This window comes from Rheinheimera pacifica (assembly GCF_024809855.1).
Lineage (GTDB): Bacteria > Pseudomonadota > Gammaproteobacteria > Enterobacterales > Alteromonadaceae > Alishewanella > Alishewanella pacifica_A.
Genome location: NZ_JANUEM010000007.1, coordinates 1 through 17,674, shown reverse-complemented (window position 1 = coordinate 17,674; position 17,674 = coordinate 1). Strand labels below are relative to the sequence as shown.

General features: G+C 47.6%; 22 protein-coding genes and 1 riboswitch. Of the genes, 1 reads left to right on the top strand and 21 read right to left on the bottom strand.

What is annotated here, in order from left to right; translation table 11 throughout:
- Positions 1–7 precede the first annotated feature (7 nt).
- Genes tssL through tagH form a run of 4 tightly spaced genes read right to left on the bottom strand, consistent with a single transcriptional unit; the run spans position 8 to position 4,547 of the window.
- Complete coding sequence (tssL, locus tag M2404_RS10825) at positions 8–1,318, bottom strand: type VI secretion system protein TssL, long form (protein ID WP_259239744.1); 1,311 nt, start codon at positions 1,316–1,318, stop codon at positions 8–10.
- A 39-nt stretch (positions 1,319–1,357) separates the two neighbouring features.
- The gene (gene tssK, locus M2404_RS10820) at positions 1,358–2,686 is read right to left on the bottom strand and encodes a type VI secretion system baseplate subunit TssK (RefSeq protein WP_259239743.1); all 1,329 of its coding nucleotides are present in this window, start codon (positions 2,684–2,686) and stop codon (positions 1,358–1,360) included.
- 23 nt (positions 2,687–2,709) lie between these two features.
- Positions 2,710–3,192 (bottom strand): type VI secretion system lipoprotein TssJ, encoded by a 483-nt coding sequence (gene tssJ / locus M2404_RS10815; protein WP_259239742.1) that lies wholly within the window; start codon positions 3,190–3,192, stop codon positions 2,710–2,712.
- Between the two features lie 44 nt (positions 3,193–3,236).
- On the bottom strand, positions 3,237–4,547 hold the full coding sequence (tagH, locus tag M2404_RS10810) for a type VI secretion system-associated FHA domain protein TagH (RefSeq protein ID WP_259239741.1): 1,311 nt from the start codon (positions 4,545–4,547) through the stop codon (positions 3,237–3,239).
- 228 nt (positions 4,548–4,775) lie between these two features.
- On the opposite strand from tagH, the gene M2404_RS10805 reads away from it, so the two are divergent.
- On the top strand, positions 4,776–6,782 hold the full coding sequence (locus M2404_RS10805; protein WP_259239740.1) for a serine/threonine-protein kinase: 2,007 nt from the start codon (positions 4,776–4,778) through the stop codon (positions 6,780–6,782).
- Here the strand turns inward: M2404_RS10805 and M2404_RS10800 are convergent.
- The 17 genes from M2404_RS10800 to M2404_RS10720 all read right to left on the bottom strand — a co-directional run bounded on the left by M2404_RS10800 (position 6,779) and on the right by M2404_RS10720 (position 16,877).
- Positions 6,779–7,615, bottom strand: a complete 837-nt coding sequence (locus tag M2404_RS10800) for a cobalamin-binding protein (protein WP_259239739.1) — start codon at positions 7,613–7,615, stop codon at positions 6,779–6,781. The genes M2404_RS10805 and M2404_RS10800 overlap by 4 nt on opposite strands.
- Positions 7,612–8,217 carry a cob(I)yrinic acid a,c-diamide adenosyltransferase gene (gene cobO, locus M2404_RS10795; RefSeq protein WP_259239738.1) on the bottom strand — a complete coding sequence of 202 codons (606 nt, stop codon included), beginning with the start codon at positions 8,215–8,217 and terminating at the stop codon, positions 7,612–7,614. Before cobO ends, M2404_RS10800 begins: the two co-directional genes overlap by 4 nt.
- A 9-nt stretch (positions 8,218–8,226) precedes the next feature.
- Positions 8,227–9,219: a FecCD family ABC transporter permease gene (locus M2404_RS10790; protein WP_259239737.1), complete on the bottom strand. Its 993-nt coding sequence runs from the start codon at positions 9,217–9,219 to the stop codon at positions 8,227–8,229.
- Positions 9,213–9,992 (bottom strand): ABC transporter ATP-binding protein, encoded by a 780-nt coding sequence (locus M2404_RS10785; RefSeq protein ID WP_259239736.1) that lies wholly within the window; start codon positions 9,990–9,992, stop codon positions 9,213–9,215. Before M2404_RS10785 ends, M2404_RS10790 begins: the two co-directional genes overlap by 7 nt.
- A 79-nt stretch (positions 9,993–10,071) precedes the next feature.
- Positions 10,072–10,251: riboswitch (cobalamin riboswitch) on the bottom strand.
- Between the two features lie 60 nt (positions 10,252–10,311).
- The gene (locus tag M2404_RS10780; protein ID WP_259239735.1) at positions 10,312–10,704 is read right to left on the bottom strand and encodes a hypothetical protein; all 393 of its coding nucleotides are present in this window, start codon (positions 10,702–10,704) and stop codon (positions 10,312–10,314) included.
- 74 nt (positions 10,705–10,778) lie between these two features.
- Positions 10,779–11,840, bottom strand: a complete 1,062-nt coding sequence (locus tag M2404_RS10775; RefSeq protein ID WP_259239734.1) for a Kelch repeat-containing protein — start codon at positions 11,838–11,840, stop codon at positions 10,779–10,781.
- Positions 11,841–11,952: 112 nt separating this feature from the next.
- On the bottom strand, positions 11,953–12,192 hold the full coding sequence (locus M2404_RS10770; RefSeq protein WP_259239733.1) for a helix-hairpin-helix domain-containing protein: 240 nt from the start codon (positions 12,190–12,192) through the stop codon (positions 11,953–11,955).
- The gene (locus tag M2404_RS10765) at positions 12,192–12,644 is read right to left on the bottom strand and encodes a DUF2127 domain-containing protein (protein ID WP_259239893.1); all 453 of its coding nucleotides are present in this window, start codon (positions 12,642–12,644) and stop codon (positions 12,192–12,194) included. The genes M2404_RS10770 and M2404_RS10765 overlap by 1 nt, the downstream gene beginning before the upstream one ends.
- Positions 12,645–12,773: 129 nt before the next feature.
- On the bottom strand, positions 12,774–13,094 hold the full coding sequence (locus M2404_RS10760; protein ID WP_259239732.1) for a hypothetical protein: 321 nt from the start codon (positions 13,092–13,094) through the stop codon (positions 12,774–12,776).
- 128 nt (positions 13,095–13,222) lie between these two features.
- The gene (locus M2404_RS10755) at positions 13,223–13,666 is read right to left on the bottom strand and encodes a hypothetical protein (RefSeq protein WP_259239731.1); all 444 of its coding nucleotides are present in this window, start codon (positions 13,664–13,666) and stop codon (positions 13,223–13,225) included.
- A 90-nt stretch (positions 13,667–13,756) separates the two neighbouring features.
- Positions 13,757–14,122, bottom strand: a complete 366-nt coding sequence (locus M2404_RS10750) for a hypothetical protein (RefSeq protein ID WP_259239730.1) — start codon at positions 14,120–14,122, stop codon at positions 13,757–13,759.
- 87 nt (positions 14,123–14,209) lie between these two features.
- Positions 14,210–14,560: a hypothetical protein gene (locus tag M2404_RS10745; protein ID WP_259239729.1), complete on the bottom strand. Its 351-nt coding sequence runs from the start codon at positions 14,558–14,560 to the stop codon at positions 14,210–14,212.
- A gap of 91 nt (positions 14,561–14,651) precedes the next feature.
- Complete coding sequence (locus tag M2404_RS10740) at positions 14,652–14,852, bottom strand: hypothetical protein (protein WP_259239728.1); 201 nt, start codon at positions 14,850–14,852, stop codon at positions 14,652–14,654.
- Positions 14,853–15,059: 207 nt separating this feature from the next.
- Positions 15,060–15,473 (bottom strand): hypothetical protein, encoded by a 414-nt coding sequence (locus tag M2404_RS10735; RefSeq protein WP_259239727.1) that lies wholly within the window; start codon positions 15,471–15,473, stop codon positions 15,060–15,062.
- A 163-nt stretch (positions 15,474–15,636) separates the two neighbouring features.
- Positions 15,637–15,984 (bottom strand): hypothetical protein, encoded by a 348-nt coding sequence (locus tag M2404_RS10730; protein WP_259239725.1) that lies wholly within the window; start codon positions 15,982–15,984, stop codon positions 15,637–15,639.
- 112 nt (positions 15,985–16,096) lie between these two features.
- Positions 16,097–16,549 (bottom strand): hypothetical protein, encoded by a 453-nt coding sequence (locus tag M2404_RS10725; protein ID WP_259239724.1) that lies wholly within the window; start codon positions 16,547–16,549, stop codon positions 16,097–16,099.
- 97 nt (positions 16,550–16,646) lie between these two features.
- Positions 16,647–16,877: a hypothetical protein gene (locus M2404_RS10720; protein WP_259239723.1), complete on the bottom strand. Its 231-nt coding sequence runs from the start codon at positions 16,875–16,877 to the stop codon at positions 16,647–16,649.
- Between the last annotated feature and the right edge of the window lie 797 nt (positions 16,878–17,674).

Here is a 17,674-nt window from a genome sequence, read left to right as displayed (position 1 = left end):
TAAGGCGTTACTGTAACAGGTCTATTTCTACCCGCCGGTTTAAAGCGCGATTAGCTGCACTGTCGTTTGGCGCTATAGGATTGGCATCGCCATGCCCTTCTGGCCAAAGCCGGCCTCGCAGATCGGCACCGGAGGCCAGCGCATCAGACATGGCATTCGCCCGGGCCAACGATAAATGCCAGTTAGACGGATATTTACTGGTAAAAATGGGTAAGCTATCGGTATAGCCGCTAACGAGGATACGGCCTTCGGTACTTTCAAGTGAACGGGCAATTTTCACCGCTATCGGTGCAAAACCTTCATTTATGCCGGTACCGCCGGGGCTGAACAGTTGATCAAGCCCGATGCGGATCCTAACCCTGTCCGGCAGTTCGATGACCTCCAGCAGTTCACGACGGATCTCCGTTTGTAATAACTGCTGCAGTTTTATTGCGTCCTGGCGGGCTTTTGCCGTTACCACTTGCGGTGCATCCTGCTGCCAGCTAACCAGATTGTTTAACTGCCGGTGCACCTGATCAGAGTAACTGTTTATCTGATAATTAAGGTACATATAGCTGCCAAGCAACGCGGCCCCCACTACCGAGCAAAATACCCATAATGGAAACTCCGCTTCCAGCTTACTTGCCGCAACAACCTGGCTACGCCAGCCGGGTGACAACTCCCGATCCGGCTCACCACGTTGTGAGCGGATAGCTTTGTATGCACGCTCGCGATAACCTTCAAGCTTTTCATAACCGCGCTCTTCAACCCGCATTTTGCCGACAAAGCCAAATGACAGACAAAGGTATTGCAGCTCCAGCAACAGCAGGTTTTCGCGCGGTGCGGCGATAGCACTGTCCAGCAAAGTAAAAAAGTACTCTCCACCGAAGGTTTCATTATGAAATGTTGACAACAGGCTCTCTGTTGCCCAGTCGCTGTTACCACCCCAACTGGTGTTCAATACCGCTTCATCAATAAAAGAACACATGCAGTAACGCGCATTTTCAATCAGCCCGCTACTAACGGCTTTATGTCTGAGCTGTTGTTCGTACTGATTAATTAACTGAATACACTGTGTTTTAAGGCTGGCTACATCAGCATGGCTAACAGTATTACGTATGGGTGGTATGAGTGAAAACAGCGCACCGGCTTCATCAATCAGAATATTGTCACTGATAGACAGCACCTGCATACGCTGCATATTGTCCGGCGCTTTAACATGAGCTGCCATACGGGTTTTATCCGGATCTCCGGTATGTTCCGGCACCGGTGCCGGAGCATTGCTTTTAGCAGTAGCCCGGCCACCCGGACGGGGTTTCATCACGGTTTTATCAGACATTTTTTCCATCCATGTTAGTCATAACAGCCTTTGCAGGCGTCAGGCTTTAATCGCCCAAAGTTCAATTTTCAAGCCGGGGTAATTACCAGACAAATGCAAAGCCAAACCACCGCTGTTTGCCAGCCGCTCCCAATAGATACTGCCTTTATCTAACTGAAAATAATGGTAACCAGCGTGATACGGCACCTGGCGCGGAGCCACAGGTAAACCGGTTACCGCGATGCCGGGCAGTTGGTTATTCACCAATTCACGGATATGCTCTACCGGGCCAATTTTTAACCTTGACGGCAAATGTTTACGAATATCTTCTGCCGGTAAATCTGCGCTGACAGCAAGCACAAACTGGGCATATTCCAATAAGGTTTTGTCTGTCAGTGGTGATACCAGAATGCCAAACTTGGCTTGCTCCAGCGGCAGTGCCTGTGCAGTTTGTTCCAGTACCACACTTAGCGTCTGGTTCATAATTACACTTAAGTTACCAAATACTGCCGTCAGATCGTCGTGCTGATACTGCGGAAACTGTGGCGGTCTTTTCTGCCGGGCCGTAAAAGTAGCCAGTTCGCCCAGCATACTTATCATTAACCGGTAAAGGCTTAGCGGGTGCTCAAGTACTCCGCTTTTCAAATGCCGTAATAGTGGCTCATAGCGGTTAAGTACCTGCAGCATTAAGAAATCGGCAATTGAATTGGCGGTTCCCTGGCCTTTACCCAATCGATCGGCTAAAGCATCAGCACGCTGACACAGCATACCCAAGGCTTCAGTTAAAAAGGCCACCAGTTCAGGATCTTGCTGAATATCCAGCAGCGGCGGAATGTACTTTTTCAGTAATTTTACTTCGCCCTGCTCCGATACCTCGCGGATACGGGCCAGTGGTATACAGATAAAGCCACCGCGATCTTCTGATTCCAGTTTCAGTAACAACCTCAGCCTGGCAAGTTGTAATACCTCGGTAGCATCTTCAGACAAGCTGTTATCTACCACACTGTGTTCGGCATAACTGTAGCGGCTGATATGAGAGCTGCCGTCAGAGCTGATATTCTGCCCGTTAGCTTTATCCATCGCTAAACACAGATATACCTGCTGATCGCGGCAGTTTTTCGGGATCTGAATAGCTGATGGCAGCGCTTCAACTGCAGGTAATTGCAATACAGTTCCATCAGGCAACACAGCTTCGAGCTCTGCCAGCCCAAACTGAGCAAATTTCAGGCTTTGCTGATCAATGTCACAGCGACGCACACCCCAGCCATAAGGTAACTGCATAGCCAGTTGTTGCTGGCGGGCGTAGTCAAAATAGCGCTCTTGTTGCTGAAAATGTTGTGGCCGTAAAAACAACCCTTCAGACCAGGAAATCCGGCTGTAATCGCTCATATTGAATTCCTTAAAACCGAAACTTAGCGTTTACGTTCAAGATCATGCTCACGGATATACACCGCCAGTTTGTCGACATACACATAGAAGCTGTCATAACCGGTAGGCTTTACATCAACCACTGCACGCCATCTTGCCCCTTCAATATCGCGATATGCCGCTACCACCGCTACGGCTTTCGTAGCAGGTAACAGCGCCATCCGATATTCCGTACGCTGGCCTGGCTCAAACACCAGTTCATCTTTTTTCAGTAAATCGGTGCGTAAAACGACTTCAGGGCTGTCATACAGTGCGAAAAAGTCCTGGTTTTCAAATACCGTTTTTGATGCCAGCTCATACACTTTAATAATGACCGGCGACGGGCGGCCATCAGCATCAGGATTGATGTCGGCAGCAACACGAAAATGCAATTTTGTTGAAGGTGGAAAAGTGGCATAAACAGCCTGGCATCCGGCCAGCACCGTCAGGCTTAACCAAACCAGTACCAATATCTTGATTGTTTTCATTACTACAGCTCCTGCTTAATAATATGCTTGTGTGTAACTTTCTGTTATTTCGGGCGTAAACAGGCTTCATAAGCACTGATAAAGTCGTCATTTACACCCTGTTGGTTTTTCTTGCCAAGCTCAGCTGCCAACTCTGTATGCAGTGCTTTATAACGGGCCCAGGATCTAGCCTGGCGCTGTGCCGGATTTAATTTGTCAACAAAGCTGCCACCAAAATCTGCGGCTTCAATTTTTTCTGGCGCCAATTGCGTTAACATGCCAGCCATAGCACCTCTGGCGCCGGCAATAATAGCGGCCTCATGCTGGCTTATATCTGCAAAAGCTTCTGCAATAGCTTGTCTGGCGGGCATAAAACTGGCACCCGGGCGGTTAAATAAATTGTGAAATGCATCATCAATGCTGGCAGAAAACTTAAGCGGATTGTTCTCACGCTGTTGAAAGGTAGTTTGGTTAACACGAAAACTGTTTTTAACTTCAGAACGTGCACGCATGACCTCCATCACGCCCAAAAGAGACTGCTGTAACGCCTGCCCCAATTGCTCCCACCACTGGCTGGAGTCAGCCGACTGGATATTAGCCTGCGATACACCAAGGCCGTTAAGAAAAGCCTGCAGATAAGCAGCACTGTCACCGGCCATAGCAGGTGTAGCACTTTTACGTTTATCTTTAACTACACTGCCGGGTGCGATGCCTGGGCTAACTGCCGCGCCGGTAGTTTCCTGTATTGCTTGTTCCGGTATTTTTTGCTGCCAGGGGGCTTCCCAGTCATCGGGAATTAATGCAGACGGGGCCAGAAAATGCTCATCCATTGTCATTTCATGACTATGACCTCTGCCGCCAGTAGCTGTATGCGCGCCGGCTAAGCCGAAAGCCGGGCCGGCAAGCTCTGCAACCGAAAAACCGCCGCTGGCGTTTTCGCTTGTTTCGTAACCGCCGGATTGATTAGCAGCCGGCACAGAACAAGTAGCCGCTGTTTTTTGTGTTGCTCCTGCTGCTGACAGAGTGCTGCCAGGCAAGGCATCAATAAGCGCAACCTGAATTTCATAGTCACCCATGCACAGTACATCACCATGCTTTAACTGATAGATGTTGCCCTGCCCCAGTGCTTCAACTGATCTGTTAACAAATAAACCATTGGTTGACTGATCAGTGATGCAGAATAAGCCCTTATTGCAGCTTATGCTGGCATGCACCCCCGACACTACCCGTTCAGGATCAGGCAGATACCAGTCTGCACGCTCTGAGCGTCCCAGTGTGCCACCTGTGGTATCAAAGCGTTTTACTGCTACCTGCCTGGGTGATAACCGGTGATAACTTAACACTGACAATTCAAGCAACCTGTCCTTTTGTTCCATACCACCTCCTGCAGCGCCACCATAAAAACACAATTTATTTACCATAAATCGGCAAAATAGATTAAGTTAAATTTATTGTTGCGTCAACACCTGTAAAATTAACAATTAGTCAAAATATGCTGGTGACCTGACCAGTTTTTTGTGGAATAATTGCGCTATTTAGTACAAATACCCGTAACAAAATAGCGCGATGCTTTTCGCAGTAGCCAGCTGAACAAGGAGTAAACGATGACGGATCAGAACCCTACAGGTGTCGATAACTTTGCAACCGAACAAGCGTCAGATGCAGATAAAACACGCTATGCGGTAAAAAAAAGTGCGCCGTCAGACGCTACGCCGGCAACTGCTTTGCAAAGTGGTATGCTGATAAAAGAGCGTTATCTGCTGGAGAGTAAAATTGGCTCTGGCGGCATGAGCGACATCTACCGGGCTACTGATCTGTTTTTGCAGCAAGCCGGAGTAAGCAACAGTACCGTTGCTATAAAGGTGTTGCAGCAGCAATTTGTTGATCAGCCCGATGCTTTACAATTACTGCTGCAGGAGGCGCATAAAACCCAGCAGCTGTCTCATCCAAACATAGTGCGGGTATTTGATGTTGACTCAGATCAGCACCATTACTTTATTGTTATGGAGCACCTTGATGGCGAAAGCCTGGATCAGGTTATTAAACGCTATAAGCCGAAAGGGTTGCCACTTAAATCTGCTATGAACCTGTTGTGCCAGATTGCTGACGCGCTGGATTTTGCCCATAAAACAGGCATTGTGCATGCCGATTTAAAACCTGCCAATATTATGGTTAACCGCTCCGGCGACGTTAAAGTACTGGATTTTGGCGTAGCACAAAAGTTACAGCTGAATCACGATATCTATGCCGCAGAACAGCAAAGCCAGACAGCTCCCCTAAGCGGTTATACCCCGGCTTATGCCAGCCCACAGCTGCTGGCGGGTAATACCCCCTGCGTAGCAGACGACGTATTTTCATTTGCCTGTTTAAGCTATGAGTTACTGACCAGCAAACACCCTTTTGAGCGCTTACCGGCAGATAAAGCACAGCAACAGAATAAGCAGGCAACAAAGCCAGCCCATTTAAACCTGCTGCAATGGCACACGTTAAAGCGGGCGCTGCAGTTTGACAGTGCCAGACGCAATGTCAGTATCCGCGGTATTATTAAACAGTTTAAACAGCCTGTGTTAAAGCCTGCAGTAACTGCTGCTGCAGTACTGTTGATTAGCTGGGGCGGCTGGCAATATCACCAGCAACAGCAGGCAACCATAGCTGAACTTAGTAATCAAAGCAGCGCTTTACAGCAAAAACAGCAGCAGTACCAACAACTGAACCAGTTACCCGCAGCAGAGCTGCTGGCAGCGCTCAATGCCAGTAACGGCACAACTTTAGAAACTGAAGGTATTTTGAGATTACAGCAAAATGAGGTGTTGCAGCATTTTGAACAGCAAATTGATACTCTTATCAGTGATCGCAGCTTTAATTATCCGAATTATCCGGAGATCGAGCGTATTCTGGCACAGGCACGCGAACTGTATCCGGACTCTCACTATCTGGCAGGCCTTAGCAACAATATGCAACGCAGTAAGCAAACCGCTATTGATGTATTGCGTTCCCAGTTAAACCAGCTATTGCTAAACCAGCAATATCAGCAACAAAGCGATGCGCAGGACCCATATAAAATTGTTGCTGAGCTAAAACGCATCGACAGCCGTTATCAGGCCACCCCCGACAGCGCCGAAGCCGGTGTGTATATAGCGGCATTTGAACAAGCCGTCGCCACTAATGATGCCATAGCTCTGCAGCACCTGATTAGTGTCGGTGAGTTACTATTTTCAAACCACAGTGATACCGCAGGTTTAATAGAACAAGGACAACAACTGGCGGTAGCGGTAGATGCAATGGCAGCATACCGGTTGGCACAAAGCAGTGGCGAAGCCGCTGTTTTTCCTTATCAGGCAGCAGAAATTTTTTATCAGCATAGCTTTTCCCTGCTGGAAAACGAACTGGCTGCCAGCGAAGCGGCAGAGCAGATAGATGCGGTTTATACCAAACTGCAGCAATATGATGCCGAAGTTCCGGCAGATTTTTCATTACATAAAACGATGCGCCGTAAGCTGGCCGATAAATATCTGGCGTTGTCCGGCGAGCTGTTAAAAACCAATCAGGTACGCAATGCTGAGCGGCTGATGCGCCGCGCAAATGAATTAATGAGCAGCCTTAACAGCTAGCGATAGGCATCTATTCCCTGACACAACTGTGTAATACCCAGCAAAGTGCGGGGCGTGGTGCGGTAAATATAATCGGCATTAACAGTTAAATACTGGTTTTTCTTCACTGCTGGCAGAGCGCTGAATGGTCGCCAGTACGAGAAATCGGCAAGCACTTTTTCTGCCACCGGCTGAATAATCACCTCAGGCTGAGCCTGGATCACCTGTTCAATACCCACCTGCGGATAATCGCCTTTGCTATTGGCAAACGGATTATGAACAGCGCATAACTGCAGTATTTGCTGTGGCCAGGCCCGGTTAGCTATAGTGCTTAGCGGTGCGGTGCCCATAGCAAAAAAAGCGGTTACCGGTTTTTTATGCTGATATTGCCGGCGCAGTTGCTCCAGCTGTTGCTCAAATTGCAGTGCTTGTTGTTCGCCCTGCTGTGGATAACCGCTAAGCTGACCGATTAAACGCAGCTCTGCGCCAATATCATCCAGTGTTAACGGATCAGAAAATGCCACGGTAACACCCAGCTGCTGCAAGCGGGCGATATCGGCCGCCGGGTTTCCGCTGCGCCAGGCAATAACTAAATCAGGTTGTAGTGCCAGTACCGCTTCAAAATTAATACTGGCGTAACTGGAAATACGTGGCAGTGCCTGTGCTGCTAAGGGGTAATCACTGTAGTCACTCACTGCCACTACCTGCTCACCGGCACCTACGGCGAACAGCAGCTCGGTAATATGCGGTGCCAGTGCAATAATGCGCTGTGGTTTAGCCTGTGCCGGTACAATAAGCAGCACTACCAGCAACACAGTGAGTAATAAAACTAATGGCCGCAACCCAGTGTTCACCAGTCAATCCCCCGCTGCGCCTTAATGCCATTGTCAAACGCATGTTTTACGTTCTGTACTTCGCTAACGGTATCGGCAAGTTCAACTAAACGCCGGTGGCAGGCACGGCCGGTAATTACCACATGCTGCGTGGCCGGGCGTTGTAGCAAAGCCTGCTCGATACGCTGCAGCGGCAGATAATGATAAGTTAACATATAGGTTAGCTCGTCCAGCAGCACCACGTCTATGGCAGGGTCTGCCAGAAACTGCTCGGCCTGCTGCCACACTTGCTCTGCAGCGGCAATATCTGAGGCTTTATCTTGAGTGTCCCAGGTAAAGCCGGTAGCCATTACCGCAAACTGCACACCATGTTGCTGCAATAAGTTACGCTCACCGCAGTCCCAGCTGCCCTTTATAAATTGCACCACTGCAGCAGTGTAACCATGCCCGACAGCACGGGCCACAGTACCAAAGCCGGAGGTAGATTTACCTTTGCCGTTGCCGGTGATCACCAGCAGTAAGCCTTTTTCTTCAGTTGCCGCTGCCACTGCGCTGTCAACCTGGGATTTGAGCCGCTGCTGACGCTCGCGGTGGCGCTGTTGTTTTAATTCATCTGTTGTCATTACACATCGCTATAGCCGTTGCCGGCGCATAATAAGTAAGAAAAATACGCTACCCACTAAAGAGGTAATAACCCCAAGCGGAATTTCCTGTTGCGGCAGCACGGTACGGGCCAGGTTATCTACCCAGATCATAAACAAAGCCCCTACTACCGCGCAGCCCAGTAATAACCTGGCCGAGGTTACACCAAAAAAATGCCGCACTATATGCGGGATCATTAAACCAACAAAAGCAATACCGCCACACTGCGCCACAATACAGGCTGTCAGTAATGCTGTAGCCAGCAGTAATATCAACCGCAACCGCGTGGTATTCACCCCCAGCGTACGGGCACTTTCATCACTAAGCAGCAGCGCATCCAGTTGGCGGCGCAGTGCCAGTGCCAGCAGTAGTACTGCCACCACCACCGGCGCCAGCAACATTACACTATGCCAGTCGGTGCGGCTTAAACTGCCCATTAGCCAGAATATTACCCGGTTAGCAGCAAAAGGCTCAGCAAAGTACAAAATGAAACTGCTGATTGCACTTAACATAAAAGACACCGCCACCCCTGCCAGCAGAGTCATCTCGACTTTATGCCAGCGTTGCCCGGCACACACGGTAAATACCAGGGCAACCGCAAATAATGCACCGGCAAAGGCCCCAAGTGCCAGGCTGATCAGCTGTGGCGGCAACACTACGCTAACCAGCGTAGCGCCCAAACCGGCGCCTGCCATTAAACCAAATAAGTAAGGATCTGCCAGCGGGTTACGGCTGGCATTTTGGAGCACAGCACCGCACACAGCAAGCCCGGCGCCTACCAGCACCGCACAGACTAAACGCGGCAAGCGGATTTGCCAGATAATAGTGTCGGCCAGTGGCGAAACACCCGGCTGGCCAGACAATACACTGACAATATCTGCCAGTGTTAAGCTGGCACTGCCCAGTGTTAAACTCAGCAGCATGCTCAACAACAGCAATAGCAGGGCAACAGACATTGCCAGCGAATAATGGCGCTTTAACATAAGCGCTCCGCACAAGCAGGCATAAAGGTAACTTGCAGTTTATCTAAGCGCGGGTGCAGTGCTATTTCACACGGCAAGCCGAATACCTGCGCCATAAGCTCGGGCTGCAATACTTCGGCAACTGAACCAAAGGCCACCTGCCTGCCCTGATGTAATAACAACAGCTTGTCGCAATACATCGCCGCCAGGTTTAAATCATGCAGGCACGCCAGCAACGGAATACCAAGGGCTTTAACCAGTTGCAGGATCTGGTGTTGGTACTGTATATCAAGGTGATTTGTCGGCTCGTCCAGCAGTAGTAATGCAGGTTGCTGCACCAGCGCCCTGGCAATATACAGCCGCTGTAATTCACCGCCGGATAGGGTATCAACCACATCTGAGCTTTTATGGCTAAGGCCTGTTTTTTGCAGTGCCAGCTTAACCTGCGCCCTGTCGTAACTGCTGTTTAGTTCAAACCAGCTTTTATGCGGTAATAAACCCATGCTGGCAACCTGCTCTACTGTCAGCGCAAATAACGGAGCAGTAGTCTGGCTGACTACGGCCAGAGTTCTGGCGAGCTCTGCCGTGCCAAAGCAGGAGATATCCCGCTGCTTTAGCAAAATTTGCCCGCTTTGGGCACTAAGAGCCCCCTGGATCAGGCGCAGTAACGAGCTTTTACCGGCACCGTTAGGGCCGATAATGCCAATAAACTCACCTTTTTGCAGTGAGAAACTGATGTTATGCAGAACCTGTTTTGCACCGAAACGCAAACACACGGCTGAAAGTTCAAGCAACACTGACTCCTGACAATAGCAGCAGCCAACTTGCTTAATACAGTAAGTTGCCACTGCTGTGAATTCCCGCACGCAGATAAAAAGACGTTAAGCTATGGCAGGTCTCCTGACTTAAAGCGGTAACCCACAATCGCCTTCCCGGAACATTACCAGTGGCATGTGATTGCAGCGCTTATTACAGTTGCGGGTACAGTGCGGGTTTTACACCCGCTTCCCTTTTCAGCGGGAATTATCCCGCACCAAAGCAGGCGCAGTGTAGCAGATTTAAAGAGGGGCAATCAAAATGAAACCGCCAGCATCAGGCTGGCGGTGGTAAATATTATTCCAGTGCGCTGAGCAGGGTTTTGTCCAACCCATCTTCTGTCAGAATTTTAACAATGGCCTGGCAGTGATCTACCGTAAAATCACCTTCTGCAATCTGGCCGTTTAGCATAGCCCGGCGTTTCATAACAATATCAGCAATCATTTTCTGGTTAGCCCCTTCAGCGCCACCCATTTTACCGTACAGTTTATCCAGATAAGGATACAATGTCTTTTCGGCATCATAAGCACTCTGGCGCACCGACGGATGAAAATCCTGACAAGCATTCAGATTCAGCAGATAAAAGTTTAAATAACCGGCCACGGTTATCAGTTTATAATCTTGTGCATTCGCGGTAGCAGTTGTTGACATTGCCACCGCAACAATAGCGGCGCTTACCCATTTTTTCATTATGACTTCCTGTTATTCCACTTTCATTGCTATTCAATCTAAACAGAAAGTCGCTTTTTTGCAATGTTAACAAGCTAAAAAGCAGCCAGAGGCAATAGCAGCAAATCATTTAATTCCGGCCCGCCACCGCGGTTGCCACTACCGGCAGCAATATACAGCACACCATTGTGTAAGGTTGCCTGAGTGCCATGCCGGCCAGATGGCAAAGCCGGCCATGTCTGCCATTGCTTCGTCGCCGGGTTATAGGCTTCCACTTCATTGTGCGCACTTAGCTGGCGCAGGCTTTCGCCGCCGATAACAACCAGTTGCCCATTCACTGCCACGGCCGCAGTGCCCGCCCTTGGCGTGGGTAACGGCGTATCCAGCGTATGCCAGCGCCCAGTTTTAATATCATAAACATCTACCGCAGACACAGTCAGTGACATCGTCTCGCCGGTATCATGTGACGACATACGCCCGGCAGCAGCATAAATCTGATCATCAATTACAACGGCATGAAAATGATCGCGGGCATGTGGTGCATCAGCCAGCTCTGTCCACTGTCCGGTTAGCGGGTTAAACACATCCAGCCAGGCGACAAAACCGCTCATATGGCCACGGTTATTACCACCAATAAGATAAATAAGCCCGTTATGCACTACCACGCCACTGCCGCCGCGCTGCCGGTGTGCCGGGATCTCCGGCCCGGTTTGCCAGGTATCAGTAGCGGGGTTATAAATCAGTATATTGGCAACAGCTTTTTCTTCCGGGAAACCACCGGTTAATGCGCCTAACACATATAACTTGTCATCATAGGCAACGGCCTGCATATGGTGCAGCTCAAAAGGTGGTGTGGCTCCCTGCTGCCATTGTCCGGTAGCGGGGTTAAAAATATCTAATGGCCGCTCACCCCGCCCGCCCAGTAAATACAAACGCCCAGCCACGGCAACAAAACCATTTTCATGGCGGGCAACAGGTTTTGCCTGAGTATTTTGTGTTTGCCACTGTGCCTGTTGTACCGTTACAGACGGCTGTTTGTTAAGCGGCTTCTGGCTGGTATCTGCAGTAACGGCAAAGGGTATTAATGTCCAAACAGCCAACCATAGATAACGAAAAAATGTGCGTGCAGTATTAACAACTAAGTGGCTATTAAGCATAGCGCCTCCGTTCCTGAAATCTATATCATAGTTCAGATTAGCTGCGCTGCAGAGCGGCATTATTTACTTACTTCATTACTTTTTTGCGTTTTACCGCCGGTGTAACCATGGGCTATTCAACATCTTGCCGTGCTCTGGTGATAGCAGCCTCTACGGCTGATAACGCCTGAGGGCTATTTTTCCAGCACGTTGTTCTGAGCATTGAGGCAACCATACCAACAATTTCCTTTGCATCATGAACGGCCATTTTTTCAAAAGAATCTATGCCTACGTCTTCAAAACGCTTAATTACTGTAGGGCCTACACCCTTTACCTGAAGCAATGCCTGTTTTTCATGCTCAGAAAATGCCACTATATGGTCCCCCTGTGCCTTAATGCGCGGATCATAATAGTCAAAATTACAGCATTGACCGCGAGAGCAATTAAGCCAGCAGCAAATTCGCCACGGACAATACTTAAAACCTCGAAGGGAACATAAATTGCCGCTGTTATGATCGCCAACCATTCAGCCCAAGCCCGTTCAAACCAAAGTCCATAGGCTTCAATCAACCGCCCTGCGGCGTATAAAAAAGCAAAAATCGCCATGTACTTAAGGCTAGAACTATCGGTTTGGGCGCTATATTCAAGAAATATTCGAGGTATCTCTTTGGCTGGATTTAGATGCAGGTGCGCTACAACCGACTCAGCAAACACTTGCATGTTTTGGTGAATCAAGGCAAGCAATCCAAACCCGGTAATAACGACAACCAGGCCTTTAATGCATTCGACAATCGCGACGACTTTTACTGGGTTTGTGACTTTCATAGAATTCAAATTACCTCCCGAGTAATCTAACGCCCAGATTTGACGGCACAGCGGCCGAAGGCCGCGTAGCGGGTTTGAGGTGCAGTCCACGACGTGAGCGTTGCTGATTGGCCTTGTTATACTCTGATATTACACTTTTGGCGGCATTTTGGCTGCAATACCCAAAACCCACCACCCAATAAAAACGCTTGTTATAACCCTAACTGGAAAGTAAATAAGAGCAGGGAGGTTAAATAACCAAACTACCACGCCTTCCGGCATGACATAGTATGCAACTTGCTTAACCCAATATAGGAAGCTTATATGATCTTTGATCAGTTCTTCTACGCTGATTCCTGATTCAACAACTGAGTTGAATAAAACTAAGTAACCGCCATAAACCGCAATTGCTCCATCACCAATACTTCCAATAATTGAAATCCATGCAAAAATAATCAACGCTTTCTTCATAGCCCTGAAATCACCTCAATTGCGAGTCTGGGTAGGTACAACGCTTTGCTACTGGGCTGCCACAGCGCAGCGTAGGCAGTCCCGTGGAAACCGCGCCGTTTGTAGACGGGACGACATTTAGCAATTTGTTAGGCATTTTTACCACCTAAAACTGGCCACTGCTGCCAAGAACCTAAAGCAAACAAGCCGCCAATAAACAAACAGATACCAGAACTAATTAACCAAAACGTTAAACTGTTTTCTGGGAACATTGGCATTAACCCGACGAAGGAAACTCCACGAAGTAAAAATATACCAGTAATGAGGATTAGCGCTAGTTTTGTCAGAGGTAAACGTTTAATTGCGCCCGCGCCCGACAGGCCATAAAGCGCCCAAACCAAAAGCACCATGACAATGACAGAGGTTACAATTGTCGGATACCAAAGCCCTTGCTCTGCCATCCGAGCCATCTGCTCACCCGCACCAAAAAAGCGATACCAATCGCCGCCGAAAACAATACAACCTAGGTGAGCAAGTGCAGCAAAGCAACATAATGCCGCAGCCAGAAGATACTTATTACTAGCAGAACGCATATTTCTTCCTTAAATGCCTAACGCCCGCCACAAACGCGAGCAACGTGTTGTCAGTCGAGCGCCCAGCGGGCGCGTTTTTGATGGCGTTTGTTATGTTTCATCTGTTCGACTCTGCCTCCAAATTGTCTTGTTTTGAAACGCGTAAAGCCCAAGCACCAAGTAGTAGGTAGAAAGAATCATGAAACTGACAATTTCAATTCCGTCTTCATAAAACCCAAAAAGCTCATCAAAGACCGCGATAGCAAACAGAATTTGCCAAACTGTTCTAGTCAAACATTTAAGGCCTGCAGAGTAAAAGACACACCCAATAAGCATTAGTGTCGTAATAGAACTTCTAACAAATTGTAATGCGTCAGGTGTATCGACAAAAAACGAATATTTAACGTAGACATATAAGTGCAACATAAACCAGGGAAACAATATCAGTCTAAATGATTTCCATTCTGTAAACTGCATTAAAACTCCTTTGAAACATAAAGCCGTGCGCATGAGCGCAAACTGGTGAGCATAGCAGGGGCCGTAGGCCCTGAATGCCGCACCTTGTTATAAGCCATTTATATTGACCCTATTGCCGCAATGAATGCACACTATTGAGCCAGAAAACCAGCGCCAAACGACTTTAGACCAATCCCCACTCGATGCGGGGTGTGGAGCTTTAAAACCTTGAACCGTCAAACATTTATTGCAGTGTGGACAACGGTTAAAAAACGCTAAAACAATATGAATAACTACAGCACCAGCAAAAGCACCAAAGATATACAGCAAATGAGTAGCACTATCTTCGGGTGCAGAGAAAAACTTTCCGTAACCCAATGCTAGAAAAAATACGATCAGAAGCGCCCACGCAATAAAAACGCTGAGTACATCAAGTTTACCTATTATCGATTTCTTCACCGATCTTTCCTATGGTTTATAACGCACGCCTAAACGGCGAGCAACTTGTTGCGAGTCCAGCGGCCGCAGGCCGCGATGTTTAAGGCGCTTGTTATACAACTTTGCGCCCCTGAACTGAACGCCATGCAAAGAACGAAACTGCTGAGCCAATTAGTACCGAAGCCAAAGTTAAAAACACATAGTAATAATTAAACTCATCACTGAGTGCATAAAACGAATAGCTAAAAACACACCCAAACAAACCGCCGACAGACGCTCCAACTGCAACATAAATTTGTAGTGACTTAACCATACGGGCTCTTAGTAACAACAGTGCCGGCAGCAAAACCACTGGCACTAATATAAGCGGCATTACCGTAACAAGTAATAAAAAAGGAAAGTAACCCACCGCTAAACCCTTTAAGTTGTATAACGCCCAAATTTAGCGCGGAAAGCCGCGCAGCGGGTTGACGTCGCAGCCAGCGTTGTTTGCTGGCGATAAAATTTGTTTGTTATGTGCTTACTCACGAATACCAAGCAAAACATTTTGGAGCTCGCTATTGTTCGCGCAGACCTCACTACCAGAATCAGTACGCATTATTGAGACCATGTTTGTAAAAGCCTCACGTTGCTCTTTGGAACCCATTGACGCACCAAGCTCTTCAAAGCGCGAGAATGCAGTGACGGATTGTTTAGAGCCATACAGGCAAATTCTTGCTTTTGCATCACCTGTGCGGGAAAACAGCTCCTTCTGCTCTTGAGTCCCAAGTTTTGGCCGGAACTGAGCCTGCTCACAAACACATTTCAAATAGTCCATATAGGCTTTTGAGCGTAGATCGCGGAGATGCCTTTGGCTCTCAATATGCCGAGTAAAAATATATTGGAGCGATGCCCCGATGACAACGCCCAGAAACGACAGGAACGCGGTTAGCACTTTCTAAACTCCTTGGCTACGCCGTAGCTAGGTTGGCACATAACGCTTTGCTAAGGGGCGGATGGGCCGTTGCATGTTTGTGGTAAAGTTTTGTGCAGTAAAACCACAAACATGTAATGGCACAGCCGTCCAGTGAACGCAGTGAACGACCTTGAGCAACTTGTTATGCGCAACATTTCTCTACGATCTCATAGAGCTTTTGCATACCTATTTCACTTAATGGCGTATGCAAAAAGTAGTTGTGATTTCTATTGGATATTTTCGTAGTCTGAATTGTCGTTATTTGATGGTCTATATGATGCTCTTTACAAATATCTATAATATTCTTTAAAGTCATCTCGATATTTTTTTCTCCAAATACGAGTATCTCAATACCAGTAGAGTTGAAATCAATTTCTGCTTCAAATGGCTTTGCTCCGATACTAGGCCCTGATATTTCTTGCAAGATTACGACACTATCTATATTAATTGAGTATCCGGATTTTACGTTGGCGATTGAAATAGTAATCATTTGATCTTCCTATGATATGTTGATGGCTGTATTTTGTGCATAACGCCCGCCACAAACGCGAGCAACTTGTTGCGAGTCGAGCGCCCACAGGGCGCGTTTTTGATGGCGATTGTTAGGCCTTTTTACGGATAAAAACTGTTTCATCAACCTCACCATAGATAATCCCAATTTCATGGGTATCAGAATTTACAATGCTATTAATTTCAGCATCGAAATACCCCCAATGAACACCATCATACTTGAACGGAAATTCAGATCCGTTCGGATTTTGACTGTGTATGTAAACAGAATGATCCATAGTATCGATTGTTAAAATAGCAAAGCACTGAAGCTCTTTGCCGCGATATTCAGTTAACGTTTCGGCTTTCTTTAAATATTTATACGTTAACTCAATGCTTTTGCGTCTGTTTTCTGGCCTCGCATTCCCTTTACCATTCCAATCAGGGTGCGTGTGCCACAGGTCAAACCATGAATCGGTATCTATATCCGACAATGCCCTTTCACAAAGTTTTTCCATTTTAGACCAGTAACGATCAATTCTTTTTTTATAGCGACGATCCATCATATTTCTATAGGCCTAATGCCCGCCACAAACGCGAGCAACTTGTTGCGAGTCGAGCGCCCAACGGGCGCGTTTTTGATGGCGATTGTTATATAACATGCTAGTTCTTACCACCGACAAACATGCCGATGACAACTAATACTGCCCCAAAAACTAATGCTGGTAACCTAAATTGCGTCCAATCAAATGAGTTTTCAGCAGTAGGAACGACTTTTAAGTACGTATCATCAGACGATGATTGAAATCCATTAACAGGCAAAAGATCAACCGCGAAGGCCGCGATAGCATATAAAAGAACTAAACAACCAATGATGATTAGGGCTTTACTCACTTGAATCTGCCTCTTGTTATATAACGCCGCCAGCACGCGCGGCTTTGTAGTGAAGGCGAAGCCGTAACGGAAAAGACGTCGCCGTGCCTGGCCTTGTTAAGGTTGTGGCCACTGTATTCTAAAAGGGCTACTGATTTTTCCATGATCTACGTCCGCACATTCCGCAGCCTCGCCGAAAAAAATGAAGCGATTATTTCCAGTGAGACCATACAGAGGTTCATCCTCGTTCGCATATTGTGCAGGAGGTATAACCGTTGAGACTTGATCAGCACTAAGACCAGCTCTACGCATTAACTCAGCTGCATCCTCTGCGCTCACCAGTTGGGGGTCGCTTGGCGTGCCGTAGGACCAACCGCAATATCCATTGTGTATGAAATACTGAGCCATAGAGAACCTTAACGTCAGTAGCAGCGGCGTATTTACGCGTCCGGCTGCCTGCTTTTGTTACGTTTTTGACCTTGCAGAAGATCAAGACCAAACAAAAATATTACGATAGAGGGAAAGGCAATAATAACTCCATAAAACTGCTGATATTCCCATTTATTTGGATATCTACCATATGGCTCCATTACCCACAAGAAACTCAAACAGCACAATGCCCAACCAGAACAGACGATAACGAATGAGGACAGTTTATGGAGATTTAAACCTCCTTGTTGGTAGGTATCTAAACTTTTTTCAACAGTTTTCTGGGAGCTGAGGCTGAGGTATCCCCACAAAATTATTAACTAAAACAAAAAGATGAACTCATAAGGAACATTCATGGCGTTCGGTGATCAGATCAATCGCCAAACATC

Excerpts from the sequence above, each read along its gene's own strand:
- tssL (WP_259239744.1), bottom strand. The coding sequence starts at position 1,318 with ATGTCTGATAAAACCGTGATGAAACCCCGTCCGGGTGGCCGGGCTACT.
- tssK (WP_259239743.1), bottom strand. The coding sequence starts at position 2,686 with ATGAGCGATTACAGCCGGATTTCCTGGTCTGAAGGGTTGTTTTTACGG.
- tssJ (WP_259239742.1), bottom strand. The coding sequence starts at position 3,192 with ATGAAAACAATCAAGATATTGGTACTGGTTTGGTTAAGCCTGACGGTG.
- tagH (WP_259239741.1), bottom strand. The coding sequence starts at position 4,547 with ATGGAACAAAAGGACAGGTTGCTTGAATTGTCAGTGTTAAGTTATCAC.
- M2404_RS10805 (WP_259239740.1), top strand. The coding sequence starts at position 4,776 with ATGACGGATCAGAACCCTACAGGTGTCGATAACTTTGCAACCGAACAA.
- cobO (WP_259239738.1), bottom strand. The coding sequence starts at position 8,217 with ATGACAACAGATGAATTAAAACAACAGCGCCACCGCGAGCGTCAGCAG.
- M2404_RS10790 (WP_259239737.1), bottom strand. The coding sequence starts at position 9,219 with ATGTTAAAGCGCCATTATTCGCTGGCAATGTCTGTTGCCCTGCTATTG.
- M2404_RS10780 (WP_259239735.1), bottom strand. The coding sequence starts at position 10,704 with ATGAAAAAATGGGTAAGCGCCGCTATTGTTGCGGTGGCAATGTCAACA.
- M2404_RS10775 (WP_259239734.1), bottom strand. The coding sequence starts at position 11,840 with ATGCTTAATAGCCACTTAGTTGTTAATACTGCACGCACATTTTTTCGT.
- M2404_RS10765 (WP_259239893.1), bottom strand. The coding sequence starts at position 12,644 with ATGAAAGTCACAAACCCAGTAAAAGTCGTCGCGATTGTCGAATGCATT.
- M2404_RS10760 (WP_259239732.1), bottom strand. The coding sequence starts at position 13,094 with ATGAAGAAAGCGTTGATTATTTTTGCATGGATTTCAATTATTGGAAGT.
- M2404_RS10755 (WP_259239731.1), bottom strand. The coding sequence starts at position 13,666 with ATGCGTTCTGCTAGTAATAAGTATCTTCTGGCTGCGGCATTATGTTGC.
- M2404_RS10750 (WP_259239730.1), bottom strand. The coding sequence starts at position 14,122 with ATGCAGTTTACAGAATGGAAATCATTTAGACTGATATTGTTTCCCTGG.
- M2404_RS10740 (WP_259239728.1), bottom strand. The coding sequence starts at position 14,852 with ATGGTTAAGTCACTACAAATTTATGTTGCAGTTGGAGCGTCTGTCGGC.
- M2404_RS10730 (WP_259239725.1), bottom strand. The coding sequence starts at position 15,984 with ATGATTACTATTTCAATCGCCAACGTAAAATCCGGATACTCAATTAAT.
- M2404_RS10725 (WP_259239724.1), bottom strand. The coding sequence starts at position 16,549 with ATGATGGATCGTCGCTATAAAAAAAGAATTGATCGTTACTGGTCTAAA.